The following is a 17,404-nucleotide window of genomic DNA, read 5'->3' on the forward strand; positions in this document are numbered from 1 at the left end:
TGTTGAATATTAGAGCCATCGTTCAGCAAATGCAACCACCTAGTCTTAATAATGTTTTTCCAACAACGACAAACAATTCAAATTTCAATCAAATATTCTCACAACTTTTGAGTTCACCAACTATATATTCAAACCAAAATATACCGGCAGCTTACTTTTTAGAAAACTCTCCATCCCAGAGACAACAGGCAACAAATATGATGAACTTTTTTCAGACTGATTTTCAGTTAAACCCTACTGCTACCTCAGTTCCTCAAGATATAGAAGGAATTGTCGAGCAAGCATCTCAGCAATATGGAGTAGATAAAAAATTAATTCATGCTGTCATTCAACAAGAATCAAATTACAAGGCAGATGCTGTAAGTCATGCTGGTGCACAAGGCCTAATGCAATTAATGCCAGGTACAGCACGTAGTCTAGGTGTTCAAGATCCTTTTAATCCAGTTGATAATATTTTTGGTGGTACTCGTTACCTAAAGGATATGCTTGAACGATATGACGGTAACAAAGCTATGGCTTTAGCAGCTTATAATGCTGGACCAGGAAATGTAGATAAATACAATGGAATACCACCATTTAAGGAAACACAGCAATATGTACAAAAAGTTATGGGAAACTATTTGGCATAAAAAAAGAACTTCACGGCGGAAGTTCTTTTTTTGTGTCATCTTTTATTATTCAAACGTAATTGTATGAACTTGATCTTTGTCTAACTTTTTAATTACTTCAACAATTAATTTAACTGCATTTGCAAAATCATCATAATGAAGAATTGCTGCGTGTGTATGAATATAACGAGTAGCAATCGTAATCGAAAGTGCTGGCACACCATTTGCTGTTACATGAATCGATCCAGAGTCGGTTCCTCCACCAGGCATAGAAGAATACTGATAAGGGATATTGTTTTCATCCGCCGTTGCAATCACAAAATCTCTTAAACCTTTATGCGAAACCATAGAAGCATCATAGAGAATAATCTGTGGACCTTCGCCTATTTTACTGTCTGCTTCTTTTTCAGAGATACCTGGAGTGTCCCCTGCAATTCCGACATCTACTGCAAACCCAATATCTGGCTGAACTGTATACGTTGCAGTTTTTGCTCCACGTAGTCCTACTTCTTCTTGGGCAGTAGCTACACCGTAAACAACGTTCGGATGGTTCTCATCCTTTAATTTACGCAATACATCAATTGCAATTGCACAACCAATTCGGTTATCCCATGCCTTTGCTAATAATAGTTTATCATTTTTCAGCGGCGTAAATTCAAAGTAAGGCACTACAGAGTCTCCTGGACGAACACCGAATTTTTCGGCTTCTTCTCTACTTGTTGCACCAACATCAATGAACATATCTTTAATATCGACAGGCTTCTTACGTGCCTCCGCCGATAAAATATGTGGAGGTTTAGAACCGATAATTCCTGTAACATCTCCATCTTTCGTTAAAATCGTTACACGCTGTGCTAGCATTACCTGACTCCACCAGCCACCAACTGTTTGAAAGTAAATAAATCCTTTATCGTCGATTCGTGTAACCATAAATCCTACTTCATCTAAATGACCTGCAATCATAATTTTTGGTCCTGTTGCGTCTCCGGATTTCTCTGCAATTAAGCTACCTAAATGATCTGTGTATACTTTATCTGCATAAGGGCTAATCCACTTTTTCATTACTTCTCTTGCTTCTTTCTCATCTCCAGGAATAGCTCTTGCATCTGTTAGTTCTTTCAGCATTTGTAAACTTTCTTTTTCTGGCATATTGGTACCTCCTATTAATATCCTTGCTCTTGTCTTTCAAAATTTATTTTATTTTTCTTTAAATAGGCTTCCTGTATATCATTTGCTAAAAAGCCTAATTTATTTCCTAATGTTAAGTACGTAGAAAACAACTGTTCATATGTATCAACTTGCTTTGTTAGCTTGAAGTGGTGTATTGCTTCGAACACATCATGGAAAAGTGTTGTCAGATTTTCCGTAGAGTTTTGACCCTCTAAGTTAACATTCTCTACCCCTATCTCAAGTCCTAAAGATAAAATAAAATGAATGCCATCTACATATTCCTCTGCGATTACAGAACGATCGCTTGGTGGCTTTAGACTCCAAAACTTAAAACATCTTGTTTCATTAGCTAATTCCCCTACTTCCACAAGTAAAGCCATTACTTTTTTTTCAAATAAAGGTTCATCTTCTAAGCCATGTTGCTTTTCAATGTAAAAATCTAACTGCCTTTGCATCTTAAATAATGACTGCCAGTCCATTTTCCTCTTCCTTTGCTTCTGTCTTCATTTTATTTTATCATCTATATAGAACTTTTTGAAACCTTTCACCTTTGTTATTCGTAGAGTAATTATAAAGTCACGTCAGGAGGGCATATACATGATTGTCATCTTACTTCGTATTCTTATTCTTTTCGCAATAATTGTATTGTTATATACTGCTTTTAAATATATTATTAGCCCACGGAGAAAATTAGAAATTGCACAAGAAAAGGAAGAATTTTATTTTTACGATGATTCTTCGAACACTCAGAAGAATTTCTTAATCACGTATAAAGGATTTTTATTCGAAGGGGAAAAATATCTTGGTACTACTGAAAATGCATTTGAAGTAGTCACGATTATCATGCATACAAAAACCCCTGAACGATTAAAGGGGTTTGAGAGAAAAGATTTGTATTTTTTGGAGCAAGAAATACTTATACGATATCCGCATGCTGAAATTGATTGGAAATATCCGATGAATCGGCTCGAAATCCGGGATTAGGTAGATTGCGAAGAGAAAAATTGGTCCCATTTTATATGTATTTGTTTTTTCCGTACAGCAAAAGCAAGCATAACAATAACTACTGTTATAAAGACAACGGATAACATAGATAACGCTTGGAGGGCTTTACCTAGCGACGTGTAAAATACAGTAGCTGGAATGATACTAAACATACTCGTTCGCAAATAAGAGCTAAAGCTCTCTGAATTTTCATAAATAAAAAAAGATAACAGATGAAAATGAATAAAGGGTAAAAGTCTAAGTATTACGATTTGAGTTGAATTAATTGTATAGTGTTTCCCAAAGAATGCTTTCCCTGCTTTACATAACTTCTTCTCTAAAGATGGAATACTTCGAATAAATAGATAAAAAATCATGCTTGAGAAGGTTAACCCAACAATCGAATAAATGGTACCTGCTAATGGGCCAAATAGTATTCCACCTGTTACACATATAACTAAAACAGGCAAAAAAGTAACAGGTCTGATTACATGAAGAAAGATAAATAAAATAGGTGCCATTAAGGTGAAACTTTCACCTACAGTTAACTGATCAATCCATTCCACCTGCATGAAACCATCTCCTTCTATGTTCATTAATATGACAGTAGACGAGCTGTTATGACATGAACTCGTGGAACTGCCAATAATATAGAAGGATAACCTGGCCAAAGGTTAAGAGTGGCAATAACAATGTAAAGGTTACGTGTTTCGTTTTGTGGCGGAAAAGAAACATACCTATGGTAGCTCCTAATGCTCCCCCAACAATAGCTATGAACCATATTCGTTTTTCAGGTATTCTCCACTTTTGTTTTTTAGCTAAGTACTTATCCCATTTCATAATGAGCAACCCTATTACATTAATAACAACTAAATATAATAACATCTTCTCCAACTCCATATAAGAAAAGTGTAAGCGCCTTGTTCACCCCCGACAAGCTTAAGTAAGGCTTGATGTGGCGTTCTGTTCTTTGCCACAGAATAGCATTACTTAAGACCTCGAGGGGGTAGGCGCTGAAACTGGACAATAAGAAAAGTGTAAGCGCGTTGTTCACCCCCGACAAGCTTAAGTAAGGCTTGATGTGGTGTTCTTTATCATTGCTGCATAGCATTCCTCAGACCTCTTAGGGAGTAGAGGCGGAAGCTAGACTTAATCTAGGTAAATTTTACACTTTTTTATTTTTGAAAAAAAACGAACGATCTCCATTAAGAAAATCGTTCGCCTCGTTGTTTATTATTTTAAAGCAGCTTTTGCTTGTTCAGCTAACTGAGCAAATGCTTTTTCATCATTAATAGCTAAGTCAGCTAACATTTTACGGTTCACTTCAATACCAGCTAACTTTAAGCCATGCATGAAACGGCTATAAGAAAGGTCATTTAGACGCGCTGCCGCATTAATACGTGCAATCCATAATTTACGGAAGTCACGTTTTTTCTGACGGCGGTCACGATAAGCATACTGACCTGATTTCATTACTTGTTGTTTTGCTGTTTTGAATAATGAATGTTTTGAACCATAATAACCTTTTGCGAGTTTTAAAATACGTTTACGACGTTGTCTCGTTACTGTTCCACCTTTTACACGAGCCATGATAATTCCCTCCTATATGTCAACGATCTATTGAATTTTATTTATGGTAGCATTTGATTAATGCGTTTGTAATCTCCTGAAGATACGACAGCTGATTTACGTAGCTTACGTTTCTGCTTCTGAGATTTGTTTGCGAATAAGTGACTTGTATATGCATGAGAACGTTTCAGTTTCCCAGTACCTGTTCTTTTGAATCGTTTAGCAGACCCTTTGTGTGTTTTCATCTTTGGCATGATTAATTCCTCCTTATAACTAATGCGTATGCTTCTTTTGACAAAGGTTTTAGTTCTTTTCGCCAGTTGAAGGTGCAAGCATCATAAACATACTGCGTCCTTCCATCTTAGCTCTTTGCTCTACTGTAGCAATATCCTTACAAGCTTCTGCAAAGCGTTCTAATACCTTTTGTCCAAGCTCTTTATGGGTAATTGCACGTCCACGGAAACGAATGGAAACTTTCACTTTGTCTCCCTTATCTAAGAATTTCCGCGCGTTACGTAGTTTTGTATTAAAATCATGTTCTTCAATACCTGGGCTGAGGCGAACCTCTTTCACGTTAATAACTTTTTGCTTTTTACGCGCTTCCTTGTCTTTCTTTTGTTGCTCAAAGCGATATTTTCCATAATCCATTATTCGACATACTGGCGGTTTCGCTTTTGGAGCTACAAGTACTAAATCTAGATTACGAGTTTCAGCAATTTCTAACGCTTCTTGACGAGATTTGATCCCTAATTGATCCCCATTTGCATCAATGAGTCGCACCTCACGAGCACGGATATTCTCATTGACATTCACATCTTTGCTAATATTCAGCCACCTCCGAATTTTATTTGAAACTAATGGAACATGATCAAGTGTCAGACAAGTATTTATTTTCATAAGAGAAAATAAATGTTATTTCACACTTAAAGTTCTTTTTCATAACACAATAAAAAAAGTGCGGTGCATATACTTATACGCATACTGCACCCACACTTCTCCAATTAAAATTACATTTCGTCGGATATCATATACCTGTCAACTACATACCGTGTCAATCAGGTGAGAAGCGGGTGCTTCTACTTGTCTTTGATCATATTCTTTTCACTCTTACTACCTTATCACACCTATCGACTATTGTCAATAAACATTATATTCAAAGCCTTTACTCACTAAATAAGACTTGTGAAAAGCGGAATGACTTTTTATTTTCGCAATGTGCGCTCGCTAATTTCTGCTGTAATGGACGCTTTGAAAGCCTCAAGACTTAATGTCTCTGAATCTTTTTCTCCATATCGACGAACATTCACTGCCTCTGCTTCCACTTCTTTATCTCCAACTACTAAAGCAAATGGAATTTTTTGAGTTTGTGCTTCGCGAATTTTATAACCTATTTTCTCATTTCGTTCATCCACTTCTACACGTACCCCTGAAAGACGAAGCTGATCTTCTACTTTTCTTGCATAGTCCATATGAACATCATAGGAAACAGGTATAATACGTGCTTGGACAGGTGCAAGCCAAGTAGGGAAGGCACCTTTATATTCTTCGATTAGGAAGGCAACAAAACGTTCCATCGTTGATACGACACCTCGGTGAATAACAACTGGGCGATGTTCTTTCCCGTCTTCACCTATATACGTTAAGTCAAAACGTTCTGGCAGTAGGAAATCTAACTGTACGGTAGACAATGTTTCATCTTTTCCTAGTGCAGTTTTTACTTGTACGTCTAATTTTGGACCATAAAAAGCAGCTTCACCCTCTGCCTCGACATACTCTAATTCCATCTCTTCCATCGTTTCTTTTAGTAAAGCTTGTGCTTTTTCCCACATCTCATCGTTATCAATATATTTCTCTTTATTTTCTGGATCACGATAAGATAGACGGAAATAATAATCTTCAATACCAAAATCCTTATAAACATTTTTAATTAAATCTACTACTCGAATAAACTCATCCTTTAATTGATCAGGGCGTGCAAAGATATGAGCATCATTTAATGTCATTCCACGTACACGCTGTAATCCCGCTAGCGCACCAGACATTTCATAACGGTGCATTGTGCCTAATTCAGCTATACGAATCGGTAATTCACGATAACTATGAAGCTCGTTTTTATAAACCATCATATGGTGTGGACAGTTCATCGGTCGAAGTACTAAATCCTCATTATCCATCTCCATTACAGGGAACATATCATCTTGGTAATGATCCCAGTGACCACTTGTTTTATACAAATCCACACTACCTAAGACGGGTGTGTACACATGGTTATAACCCAATCTCTCTTCTAAATCAACAATGTAACGCTCAATTGTACGACGAATTGTCGCACCATTCGGTAACCACATTGGTAATCCTTGACCTACTTTTTGGGATACAGTAAAGATACCTAATTCTTTTCCTAATTTACGATGGTCACGTTCTTTCGCTTCCTCACGTATACGTAGATATTCTTCTAACTGGCCTTTTTTCTCGAAAGCAGTTCCATAAATTCTTTGAAGCATTTTGTTATTGCTATCTCCACGCCAATAAGCACCAGAAATATTTAGCAGTTTGAATATTTTTATTTTACTAGTACTAGGTACGTGAACACCACGACATAAATCGAAAAATTCACCTTGCTCGTAGATCGTAACTTGTTCATCTTCAGGAATTGCATCTAATAGTTCAAGTTTTAATTCATCGTCGATTTCTTCGAAAATAGCTTTTGCCTCATTTCTAGAAACTACTCGACGTTTAATTTCTAAATTTTCATTAACGATTTGCTTCATTTCCTTTTCAATACGCGGTAAATCTTCTGGTGTCAGACTTTCTTCCATATCTATGTCATAATAGAAGCCATTTTCAATTGTTGGGCCAATACCTAATTTTACATTTTTAAATAGTCGTTTGATCGCCTGTGCCATAAGGTGAGCTGTCGAATGTCGTAAAATTTCTACACCATCTTCATCTCTCGCAGTTATAATTCGTATCGCTCCATCTTCTTCTAACGGAGTACGTAGGTCATAATAAGTCTTACCCACTTGAACAGCTAAAGCTTGCTTTTTTAAGCCAGGAGAGATAGATGCTGCAATATCTTCACCTGTTGTTCCTTTATCAAATCGTTTAATCGTTCCATCTGGAAATGTAATGTGTATTTCGCTCATTTTTCTACTCCTTCTTTCTTATAGTCTCTTAATACTTAAAAACTTGATTTTAAACTTTGCAATCTTCTGTCCAAATAGAAAAACGCTCATCCCCCATTTCTAGAAAATCTAGAAAAAAGGGACGAGCGTATAGCACGTGGTTCCACCCTAATTCCCATGACAAAATCTCATGGCTTATTAGAACCGATAACGATGGCTATTCGCTACTAATTACAAGAAGATACCTTCAAAAGTAGTGCTCGGAGGTGGTAATAGTATGGGGTTGTACAGGAGCTTTCAGCCTTGACTCCCTTCTCTAATGTACACCGTTCATCCTATCTTGCCCTCGTCATAACATATAATTTTCATAAGATTGTATGTTCATTATTATAACGATTGAGATTATAGAAATCAAGTATTCTTTGAGTTTTCCTCTCATATAGGGAATGGAAAATATTCTAAAGGCATAAATTCTATTCGTTCCTGAAAAATATTCATAATAGAGTGAGTATAAGGCTCATTCGAATTTTCACCATACATATAGATTTTATTAGGTGATAAGACGATGAAAGGTGAAATGTACCAATCATCTTCTGGAAGTCCTAGCACAAATAATGGGAAATTTTCCTTCATCTCGTTCATTTCTTCCTTTGTAATTTGTGTACCATTATCCCTGTAAAATTGGAGAGGATCGTTTTGTATCACGTGTATAATTTCATGAATAGGTTCTCTGTTTTTTACAAACTCTCTTAGCGTATGGACAAATGTCTGATAATCTTCTTCCCGTTTATACTCATCAATAGCAAATCCTACTACTTCTGTAAGCTCGTCCATGTAATGATGGAGACGAAAATGAACGATTGAATTATAATGCACTTCCTCTTCATTAAGATGCATTAGAAAAATGGTCATTAATGTATCTCTTAATTGATGGTCATGTATTTTTTCCTCATAGTATGGATTATCTTTCTCTAATATAGCATGAGTGATTTCTGTGATTTTTTCGATCTCTTCAGAATTAGAAAATAGAAATTTTTTCTTTAATATGTCCTGTATGTAGTACGATTCCTTGTTCTCGATAAATAGTTTTGTACATGTTTTGGCAACGGATTCCTTAACATTTTCTTCATTATCACCGCTTACTCTTACCCTATTACCTTGACCCCTTCGTCTTATGACTTTTAAATCTGAATTATCTTGTCTAAATAGATGATAAAAATTATCTGCTTCACCAATCTCCTCGAAAAACAACTCCAGCATTCGCGATCACCCTCATAACTTAAACTGATATATTATATGGAGGGATGATATAAAAAATAACCATTGTCTCTATTTAGACAATGGTTATTTATTCGTCTGACCGATGACGTTCATATAACTCTATTGGTTTACTCAATTGACGAACACGTTCGATGATTCTGCCAGCTTTTATCGTCTCAACTTCTCCCCTATTTGAGGTAGACAAATGTGTTTCTAATTGATTTAAATCATAATTTGAAGTGAAGAAAACAGGTAAATCCTCCATCATTCGATGTTGAAGTATGGAACCTAATATCTCGTCCCTAAACCACGCCGACATCGATTCAGCACCTATGTCATCTAACATAAGAACTGGGACTTTCTTGAAACGGTCAATCTTTGCTTGTAGGGAATCATCCTTAATGGAAGATTTCATTTCCCGAACTAATTCTGGCACGTATATTAAATCAGATGGAATATTATATTTTTTTAGCTCATTCGCAATTACACCTAATATATAGGATTTTCCGGAACCGAAAGGACCGTGTAAATATAAACCTTTATGAAAATTACCTGTGGAGTAATCCTGTACGAAATGAATTATTTCCTTAACTACTTCTTTACGTTCAAGGCTCTTCGTATTCAATTCTTCTAGTTTTGCTCTCTTAATTTGTGATGGCATATATAAGCTTTGGACGAGTGCTTCTTTTGCTTTTTCATCTTCATCAGCTATTTTATTTTTACATTTTTCATAACGGATAGAGACATGTTGGTTCTCTACTCCTAGATGTGGTGTATAACCTTTTACTATGTTAATACAACCTTCAAGATTCGGGCAATCGGCACAATTTTTTGAAGCATTTTGAAACTCATACAGCTTCATCAAGTTTTTGTTAATTGCCTCTTCATCCAATTCCAAATGCTCGCTTAAAAATTGTTTTATGTCAGGATCATTTAATACACTTCGTCTTCTATCCTCAAAAGTTTGTTGAATTCTTTCATTCGATTTCATCCAATTTTTCATAGCTGATTGTATTGGTTCCATGCCTATCACCCTATTCCTGGTTTGCTTGTTGCTTTAAATAATTGTTCAATAATTCATCCGCTTCTGTAGCTTGTTTTTCCCTATCTAGCTCATTGGAAACAGATTTTTTTATTGTTGATTGGTTTCGATTTTTATACCAATCCGGTACGATATCTTTTTTATTGGTTGTGAAATTACGCTTTGATGTCGTCTTCGGTTTGTTTTTCCACTGTTGGTATTTTTTATTTTCTGACTTAGCTAAAGTCATCGCTTGTCTTACTGTTTTGACATTTTTTCGCGCCCAGTGACTTGCGATAGTTTCTAGATAATTTTTAGATAGCTTCATATCCGTTTTTAATAGAACGTAATGTAACAAAACATTCATAACACCTGCATTTAAACCTTGCGAAGTCATCACGTCACTAACAATTTTCAGATCCTGAGTAGATGCAGCTTTTCCATCTGCTAAATCTTCAAGTAATTGTTTCGGTGAAATGGTTTCAAGTCTCTCAATCAATTGTTCTTCTTTTGTCTTCGGCTTAGCACTTGCTTCCGTTGCTATAAATGCTTTTAATGGTTTTTCCGTTATTTGAATGGATGCTTTTCTGCTAGTTTGGATAAAATCCGTACATGCAGCCTTAAATTCTGAAATGTTTAATTCATTTTCCTCTGTAATAGCCCACAATAGAGCTTTTTCAATCTCTTGATCCGTTAAATTATATGCTGCAGCCATTTGAATCATTGTTTCGCGATTTTGTTCCGTTAAAATTTTCTCAACAGGCAACATTCGTTGCTTAAGTATTTGCTCAAGCCATTGGAAGTCGATGGATCTTTCAATAGGAATCTTATGTGTACTATCCTTGCTTACGATTGAATCATGCGGCATTACTTTAGCTAAACGGAATACCTCTTCAAAAGTTGCTGTAGTTTCTTTCTTATCCTGTCTGTTTTCATCAGTTCTCGTGAATAAAGATTTTACTTGTTTATAACGTGTGCTTCCTAATTGATGATATAGAAGATGACTTAGGAAATCATTCGCAAAAAAACTCCTACCGGTATGAGGTATATGTAGAACATAGTGATACAGTTTACCGTCCTCATCGTATTGTTCAAATGTCTGTAGAAGGCCGATAGCCTCCAATCTCCTACGCGCTCGATAGATACGGTCTAAAGGTAATCCCAGATAAGTCATTAACCCGTGGTGTGTCTGTCTGTCGCTAGAATTGTTTAATTGGCTCTCTGTAAATAATGTCTGATATAGAACAATAGCTTCCACGCCTATGAGAGGCTGATATAAATGAGTTAAGACAAAAGAAAAAGACATGGGCATCTCTTGCTCTAGTTCTGTTGTATACAATTCAGATGGAAGTATTTTCCCAATATCTCCTAAGCTCATTAATATAACCCCTTAACCAAATTATTTTTTGTCGTGATGTATTAATTCTTTTAATTCTTCCATAAACATACTGATGTCTTTAAACTGGCGATAAACAGAGGCAAAACGTACGTAAGCTACTTCATCCACACCAGCTAAACGGTTCATAACCATTTCTCCGATTTCATTGCTTTGAACCTCAGAATCTCCTCGGTTTCTTAATTCTTTCTCGATGTCAATTGTAATGGATTCTAGTTCCTCAATCGCAACTGGTCTTTTTTCGCAAGCGCGAATCAAGCCTCTCATCAACTTGTCTCGACTAAATTCTTCTCTAGTACCTTCTTTCTTTACTACAACTAAAGGTACTTCTTCTAATCGTTCGAATGTAGTGAAACGGAAATGACATGATTCACACTGCCTTCTCCGTCGAATCGATCTACCTTCTTCAATTGGCCTAGAATCTAGTACTTTTGTATTTTTATATTGGCAATGTGGACAGCGCATAGTTCTACATCATCCTTATCTACTTATTCGTTCGTCCCAATGTAATCCAATTCTTTTTTTATCTCATCGTACAGCTTTGTAATTAACTTATGACTATAACCGAGATCAAACGGTACTGCTGACTCTGTAGTAGCAGATATATCTATTGCAGTACGATAAGGTTTAACCATAATAATTGTTAAAATAACAAATACTTTTCTACCAGCTTTATAGTTAAAGCTCATCTCACCATGATCCTTGGAAATCCCTACAATTTCACAGCCTTTCATATTACGAAAGAGAGGTTCTAGTTTATCAAATGCTTTATCTTTGGTTGTTTTAAAATAATGAGTTTGCAATGCTGGATCCCAATGCTTATCTCTCGTTTCTGAATGATTATTAAAATTTTTATTAAACCAATTACGAAAAGACATGTATTCTACCCCTTTATTATGGATTGTTACTACTTATTTTAACACGTTTTTAGCAAGAACACGATTAAAGTCTATGAATTAGCCTACTAAATAATAACTTTTCGTATATTAACGATAAACAATAAAAAACGACATACAAATATAGATATGACCGCTCTATGAGTAAAATCATATCTGAATAAATAGTTATATAATAAACTATGGCTGTATTTGGGGTTGAATCTTCCCCATTCCCCTCGGTATTTCAATTTTTTCTATTTCTTTTGCTTCGAGCTGATTCGTAATATAGTCCGTCGCTATATGAGGGTTTATCGTCTCCCCACACGTATAAACATCAATACTCGCGTAACCACTCTCTGGAAAACTATGTATCGTTAAGTGAGATTCTGAGATGATGACGACACCACTAACACCATCAGGTGCAAATTGATGGAAAGCAACCTCGCGTATTTCTGCACCGGATTTCAATGCAGCATGCACAAATATTTTCTCCAATTTTTCTAAGTTGTTTAAGATTTCTTTGTTACATCTCCAGAGCTCAGCAATGACATGTCTTCCTTTCGTATCCATCGTCGATTCCCTCTTTTAAAGTTTCTATTTATTTTAGTGACCATTTTTCAAGTATCGTTTCCAATTGTTCTTTTGAGGAGCTTTTCGACCCACTGTTGTCAATCCACTCATCAGCTAATTTCTTTTTCTCCTCAGCATCCATTTGAGCATTCATTCGATTCCTTGCCTCTTCTTCCGTAAATCCATTTCGTTTCATAAGACGTTGTAGCCTTATTTCTTCTTTTGTATAAACAACAAGAGTTTTATCAACTAAATAGGTTAATTTATTTTCAAAAAGAAGAGGGATATCCATCACAATATGTTTATAGCCTTCATCGAGTAGCTTGTCCTTCTCCTCTACCATACGCTTGCGAATAGCTGGATGAACGATGTTATTTAATTGCTGGCGTTTGGCATCATCTTGAAAAACAATTTTACCTAATTTTGCTCGATTTAACTCTCCGTTATCTAATACTATTTCTTCACCGAAAATATCGACGAGCTGGGAAAGCGCCATTTCTCCCGGCTCGACTACTTTTCGTGCGATTAAATCAGCATCAATTATAGGAAAGTGATACGTTTCATGTAATATGTTCGCGATCGTTGTTTTTCCGCTAGCTATATTTCCTGTTAACCCAATAATCATCGTAAATCTCCTTCAATTTAAATTACTAGTTTAATTATTCCAAATAAAATTAAGAGGCATCCTGGTAAAACGGAGATCTTCTCAAATTTGTTCCATTTTCTAAAATGCTTACCGACATGAATTCCTACTGATAAAATAAGTACATTTAATAATAACAAAACAACCGACGTAATAAGTGGTTGAGCACCTAATAAAGAGATACTTATTCCAGTACCGATTGAATCTAAAGAGAGTGCAAGGCCAATTATGAATGGCTCTGTACCATTTATAAATCCAGAATTATCTCGGTCACCATTTAATGGCTTCTTCAAAATGTTGAATAATGGAAAGCGGCTATGTTCGACGGGTTTTAAGGCAGTTAGAATAAAAGACATTCCGATAAAAATAAGTAAAAATGCTCCTAACATTTCGGTTACTTTTAAAGATAGAAATAATAGCAACCATGTTCCCATTTTCATCGAAAAGTAAAAAACGATTCCAACTGTTAATGCAATCTTCATCCGCTGAACAAAAGATATTTGTACCCCTGACAATCCATACGTATAGGCTATAATAAAGCTATCTATACTAATAGCTAATAATAGGAAATATAGCATCGTCTCATAACTCCTTCTCTTTATTTACAGTAGTATATGAGACGCTATATCAAGGAGTGATGACCATTTACCGAATCATGAAATTACATTTTTTAAATTGCTTGGCAACTTGGACAATAATGTGTTCCTCGACCATGTACTTTGATTTTTGTAATCATATCTCCACAAACCTGGCAGGCTTCACCCTCTTTACTATACACCGCTAATTCTTGTTGAAACATACCAATTTGGCCTTGTGAGTTAACGTAGGATCGAATTGTTGTACCACCTTGTTTAATTGCTTTATTCAACGTTTCCACTGCTGATTGATAGATAATTAGGATATCTTTATCTGTCAAATGAACTCCTTGCTGTAAAGGGTGGATCTTCGCTAAAAATAATGTTTCATCTACATAAATATTTCCTAATCCTGCAATGACCGTTTGATCTAGTAAGATATTTTTTATACATCGTTGGCTACTTTGTACTTTTTCGGTGAATGTCTTAATGGAGAAATTACCCGATATAGGTTCTTCTGCCAGCTGAACTAAAGGTTTTGCATTCTGTTCCTCACCTTTTTTGAACAAGTGCATCGTTCCAAATTTCCGTACATCACGATATCTTAAGTCCGTATCGTCAGTAAAATGAAAGATAACATGTGTATGTGGCATTAATTCTTCAGCAGAAGGAAAAACACCATACTTCCCTTCCATCCGTAAATGAGACACGAGCACAAAATCATCTAAATCAAATAACAAAAACTTCCCTTTCCGTCGTATATCTCGAAAAGTTTGACCAACGACCGTTTGATGAAACATATCTGGTTCCGGTTGTTGAATAATTTTTGGCCAGTGGATACTCACACTTTCAATTTTCTTTCCAATTACTAATTCCTTTAATGTTTGTCTAATTGTTTCTACCTCTGGTAATTCAGGCATCTTTATTTTCTCCTAACTATTTTGCATCATACCAAGTCTCTCCATACGATACATCTACTTTTAATGGAACATCTAAGTCCAATGCTTGCTCCATCACGCTTACTACTAATTGTTGTGTTTCCTGAAGTTCGTCTTCTGGTACCTCAAGGATTAACTCATCATGTACTTGTAAAAGAAGTCTAGATGAGAGTTTATTCTCTTTTATTTGCTTATCCAATTCAACCATCGCTAATTTAATAATGTCAGCAGCAGTTCCTTGGATTGGTGTGTTCATCGCTGTTCTCTCAGCGAAGCTTCGCAAATTGAAATTTCGACTCGTTATCTCTGGTAAATACCTTCTTCGATGCAACAGGGTTGTTACGTAGCCTGTTTGCTTTGCTTGCTGAACAATTTCTTGCATGTATTGCTTGACACCTTCATAACTTTCTAAATATCTATCAATGAATTTTTTCGCTTCTTTTCGCGTAATACCTAAGTTTTGCGATAAACCATAATCACTAATACCATAAACAATCCCAAAGTTAACCGCTTTTGCTTGGCGTCGCATATTGGATGTTACTTCGTCTTCACTTACATGAAATACTTCCATCGCCGTACGTGTGTGGATATCCATATCGTCTTTGAACGCTTGCTGGAGCTTTTCATCTCCTGCGATATGTGCTAGTACACGCAATTCAATTTGTGAATAGTCCGCAGCAAGAATTTTCCAACCCTTTTCAGAAGGAATAAAAGCTTGTCTAATTTTCCTGCCTTCCTCAATACGAATAGGGATATTTTGCAAGTTTGGTTCGATGGAGCTTAATCGACCAGTTTGTGTCAATGCTTGGTTGAATCTAGTATGAATTTTATCGTTTCCTTTGTTGATTACTTTTAATAAACCTTCTATATATGTTGAATCGAGCTTTTTAAGCTGTCTGTATAAAAGTAATTTCTCTATAATTGGGTGTTTTCCTTCTAATTGCTCCAACACATCAGCAGCAGTAGAATAACCCGTTTTTGTTTTCTTAATAACAGGAAGTTCAAGCTTTTCAAATAAAATAGGTCCTAATTGTTTCGGTGAGTTAACATTAAATGGTTCACCAGCCAACTCTTGAATTTCCGCCTCTAACGTTTCAAGCCGTTTCTTTAATTCTACACCCATTTCTTCTAGTCTTTCCTTGTCCGCTTTTACACCGAGAGCTTCCATTTTCCCTAGTACTACTGCAAGAGGTAACTCTAAATCTAGAAGAAGATCTAATTGTTTATTTTCCTCCAATGATTGTTCGAGCTTTTCTTCTAAGGCAAAGATTAAACTCGTTTTTCTAACGATATGTTCTTGCCATATCTTATCATCATCAGGAAGTCTTAACTTCGCCCCTTTACCATAAACCTCTTCATCAAATAATACTTGTTTCTCCCCGAATCGGTGGCTAATGGCAGGAATGTCGTGATTGTTTTCAGACGGATCAACGATATATGACGCCAATAACAAATCGAACGAAATACCTTTTGCACTCATTCCTAATCTATTTAATAATACCGTAATTTTTTTAGCGTCAAATACCACTTTCGTAGCTTCTGGATTTTCTACCCACTCTTTAAATTCTTTTGACTCCTCAAGAATAGAAACTGGGATAAAGTAGTTTCCTTTCTCATTAACAAGTGCAGCTCCATGAATTGTTTCTGTATGATAATTATCACCTAATATTTCCATATGAAACGCACTTTTATCCGTCAGTATCTCTTCCGTTATTTCCTCAATCACATTATACGAAATGGATTCCAACTCTATTTCTTCTTGATGTTCTTCTTCCCCATCGACCCGTTTCAGTAAGGATTGAAAACCTAATTCAAGAAAAATTTCTCTTACTTGTTCTTCTTGATAACCATCGTATACTACCTCTTCAACCTCTATCTCAACAGGGGCTGATTGATTAATTGTTGCTAATTCTCTACTCATAAATGCATTATCTTTATGATTCGTGAGATTTTCTTTTAGCTTTTTACCAGATACTTCTTCTATATGTTCATAAACAGACTCTAGTGTTTCATATTGCTTTAGTAATTTTATAGCTGTCTTTTCACCAACTCCAGGTACTCCTGGAATATTATCTGACTTGTCCCCCATAAGCGCCTTTAAGTCAATTACTTGCTCAGGCGTAATTTCCATCTCATCCTTGAGAAGGCTCGGAGTATATGTTGCAACATCGCTGATTCCTTTTCTTGTTACCTTTACTTTCACGTTTTCTGAAACAAGCTGAAGCATATCTTTATCTCCAGAAATAACTTGGACTTCCCATTCCTTTTCCTTCGCCTGCTTAGAAAGGGTACCTATAATGTCATCCGCTTCATAGTTCTCTAGTTCATAATGTTTTATATGAAAAGCATCTAACAACTGTCGCAATAGCGGGAATTGTTCACTTAGTTCAGGTGGAGTCTTCTGTCGACCTCCCTTATATTCCTTAAAGGTCGCATGTCTGAAAGTTGTTTTACCAGCATCAAATGCAACCATTAAATGTGTTGGCTTTTCTTCCTCTAAAAGTCGCATAAGCATAGTGGTAAAACCATATACGGCATTCGTATAAACACCTTTATCGTTGTTTAATAGCGGCAATGCAAAAAAAGCACGATAAGCAATACTATTACCGTCAATCAGAATTAATTTGTTTTTCATTTGGCCCGGACTCCTTTTTAATGAAATGTTTG

General features: G+C 35.9%; 20 protein-coding genes and 1 other annotated feature. Of the genes, 2 read left to right on the plus strand and 18 right to left on the minus strand.

Annotated elements, in window-relative coordinates; translation table 11 throughout:
* The first annotated feature begins 2 nt into the window (after positions 1 to 2).
* Complete coding sequence (locus GGQ92_RS16540; protein ID WP_281380468.1) at positions 3 to 629, plus strand: lytic transglycosylase domain-containing protein; 627 nt, start codon at positions 3 to 5, stop codon at positions 627 to 629.
* A gap of 45 nt (positions 630 to 674) precedes the next feature.
* Here the strand turns inward: GGQ92_RS16540 and GGQ92_RS13295 are convergent, their stop codons facing one another.
* Together GGQ92_RS13295 and GGQ92_RS13300 are read right to left on the minus strand one after the other, a co-directional pair.
* The gene (locus GGQ92_RS13295; protein WP_184249858.1) at positions 675 to 1,757 is read right to left on the minus strand and encodes a M42 family metallopeptidase; all 1,083 of its coding nucleotides are present in this window, start codon (positions 1,755 to 1,757) and stop codon (positions 675 to 677) included.
* A 14-nt stretch (positions 1,758 to 1,771) separates the two neighbouring features.
* Positions 1,772 to 2,257: a dUTP diphosphatase gene (locus tag GGQ92_RS13300; RefSeq protein ID WP_184249861.1), complete on the minus strand. Its 486-nt coding sequence runs from the start codon at positions 2,255 to 2,257 to the stop codon at positions 1,772 to 1,774.
* 118 nt (positions 2,258 to 2,375) lie between these two features.
* Between GGQ92_RS13300 and GGQ92_RS13305 the strand changes: the two genes are divergently transcribed.
* The gene (locus GGQ92_RS13305) at positions 2,376 to 2,762 is read left to right on the plus strand and encodes a sigma-w pathway protein ysdB (RefSeq protein WP_184249864.1); all 387 of its coding nucleotides are present in this window, start codon (positions 2,376 to 2,378) and stop codon (positions 2,760 to 2,762) included.
* Here the strand turns inward: GGQ92_RS13305 and GGQ92_RS13310 are convergent.
* From GGQ92_RS13310 to polA, 16 genes are all read right to left on the minus strand, one after another.
* Positions 2,759 to 3,334, minus strand: coding sequence for a TVP38/TMEM64 family protein (locus GGQ92_RS13310; RefSeq protein WP_184249868.1), 576 nt, complete (start codon positions 3,332 to 3,334; stop codon positions 2,759 to 2,761). The two genes, GGQ92_RS13305 and GGQ92_RS13310, sit on opposite strands and share 4 nt — an antisense overlap.
* A gap of 46 nt (positions 3,335 to 3,380) precedes the next feature.
* Positions 3,381 to 3,647 carry a DUF1294 domain-containing protein gene (locus tag GGQ92_RS13315; protein WP_184249872.1) on the minus strand — a complete coding sequence of 89 codons (267 nt, stop codon included), beginning with the start codon at positions 3,645 to 3,647 and terminating at the stop codon, positions 3,381 to 3,383.
* Positions 3,648 to 3,995: 348 nt separating this feature from the next.
* Positions 3,996 to 4,352 (minus strand): 50S ribosomal protein L20, encoded by a 357-nt coding sequence (gene rplT, locus GGQ92_RS13320; protein WP_184249875.1) that lies wholly within the window; start codon positions 4,350 to 4,352, stop codon positions 3,996 to 3,998.
* Positions 4,353 to 4,393: 41 nt separating this feature from the next.
* A complete protein-coding gene (rpmI, locus tag GGQ92_RS13325; RefSeq protein ID WP_184249878.1) occupies positions 4,394 to 4,585 on the minus strand; it encodes a 50S ribosomal protein L35 in 192 nt (63 codons plus the stop codon).
* Positions 4,586 to 4,634: 49 nt separating this feature from the next.
* On the minus strand, positions 4,635 to 5,228 hold the full coding sequence (gene infC, locus GGQ92_RS13330) for a translation initiation factor IF-3 (protein ID WP_184249880.1): 594 nt from the start codon (positions 5,226 to 5,228) through the stop codon (positions 4,635 to 4,637).
* Positions 5,229 to 5,274: 46 nt separating this feature from the next.
* Positions 5,275 to 5,419, minus strand: a sequence feature (ribosomal protein L20 leader region).
* Positions 5,420 to 5,533: 114 nt separating this feature from the next.
* On the minus strand, positions 5,534 to 7,477 hold the full coding sequence (gene thrS, locus GGQ92_RS13335) for a threonine--tRNA ligase (protein ID WP_184249883.1): 1,944 nt from the start codon (positions 7,475 to 7,477) through the stop codon (positions 5,534 to 5,536).
* A gap of 414 nt (positions 7,478 to 7,891) precedes the next feature.
* Positions 7,892 to 8,716 carry a putative sporulation protein YtxC gene (locus tag GGQ92_RS13340; RefSeq protein WP_184249886.1) on the minus strand — a complete coding sequence of 275 codons (825 nt, stop codon included), beginning with the start codon at positions 8,714 to 8,716 and terminating at the stop codon, positions 7,892 to 7,894.
* Positions 8,717 to 8,804: 88 nt separating this feature from the next.
* Positions 8,805 to 9,740 (minus strand): primosomal protein DnaI, encoded by a 936-nt coding sequence (dnaI, locus tag GGQ92_RS13345; protein WP_184249889.1) that lies wholly within the window; start codon positions 9,738 to 9,740, stop codon positions 8,805 to 8,807.
* Between the two features lie 10 nt (positions 9,741 to 9,750).
* Entirely contained in the window at positions 9,751 to 11,115 is a 1,365-nt protein-coding gene (locus GGQ92_RS13350) for a replication initiation and membrane attachment family protein (protein ID WP_184249892.1), read from the minus strand.
* A 21-nt stretch (positions 11,116 to 11,136) separates the two neighbouring features.
* The gene (gene nrdR, locus GGQ92_RS13355; protein ID WP_184249895.1) at positions 11,137 to 11,598 is read right to left on the minus strand and encodes a transcriptional regulator NrdR; all 462 of its coding nucleotides are present in this window, start codon (positions 11,596 to 11,598) and stop codon (positions 11,137 to 11,139) included.
* A 23-nt stretch (positions 11,599 to 11,621) separates the two neighbouring features.
* Positions 11,622 to 12,011 (minus strand): cytosolic protein, encoded by a 390-nt coding sequence (locus GGQ92_RS13360; protein WP_184249898.1) that lies wholly within the window; start codon positions 12,009 to 12,011, stop codon positions 11,622 to 11,624.
* A gap of 198 nt (positions 12,012 to 12,209) precedes the next feature.
* A complete protein-coding gene (gene speD / locus GGQ92_RS13365; RefSeq protein ID WP_184249902.1) occupies positions 12,210 to 12,581 on the minus strand; it encodes an adenosylmethionine decarboxylase in 372 nt (123 codons plus the stop codon).
* Between the two features lie 28 nt (positions 12,582 to 12,609).
* Positions 12,610 to 13,206, minus strand: a complete 597-nt coding sequence (gene coaE / locus GGQ92_RS13370) for a dephospho-CoA kinase (protein ID WP_184249905.1) — start codon at positions 13,204 to 13,206, stop codon at positions 12,610 to 12,612.
* 17 nt (positions 13,207 to 13,223) lie between these two features.
* Positions 13,224 to 13,802, minus strand: coding sequence for a manganese efflux pump (locus GGQ92_RS13375; protein WP_184249908.1), 579 nt, complete (start codon positions 13,800 to 13,802; stop codon positions 13,224 to 13,226).
* Positions 13,803 to 13,894: 92 nt separating this feature from the next.
* Entirely contained in the window at positions 13,895 to 14,719 is an 825-nt protein-coding gene (gene mutM / locus GGQ92_RS13380) for a DNA-formamidopyrimidine glycosylase (RefSeq protein ID WP_184249912.1), read from the minus strand.
* Positions 14,720 to 14,735: 16 nt separating this feature from the next.
* The gene (gene polA, locus GGQ92_RS13385; protein ID WP_184249915.1) at positions 14,736 to 17,372 is read right to left on the minus strand and encodes a DNA polymerase I; all 2,637 of its coding nucleotides are present in this window, start codon (positions 17,370 to 17,372) and stop codon (positions 14,736 to 14,738) included.
* Between the last annotated feature and the right edge of the window lie 32 nt (positions 17,373 to 17,404).

The organism is Gracilibacillus halotolerans, from assembly GCF_014206945.1.
GTDB lineage: Bacteria > Bacillota > Bacilli > Bacillales > Amphibacillaceae > Gracilibacillus > Gracilibacillus halotolerans.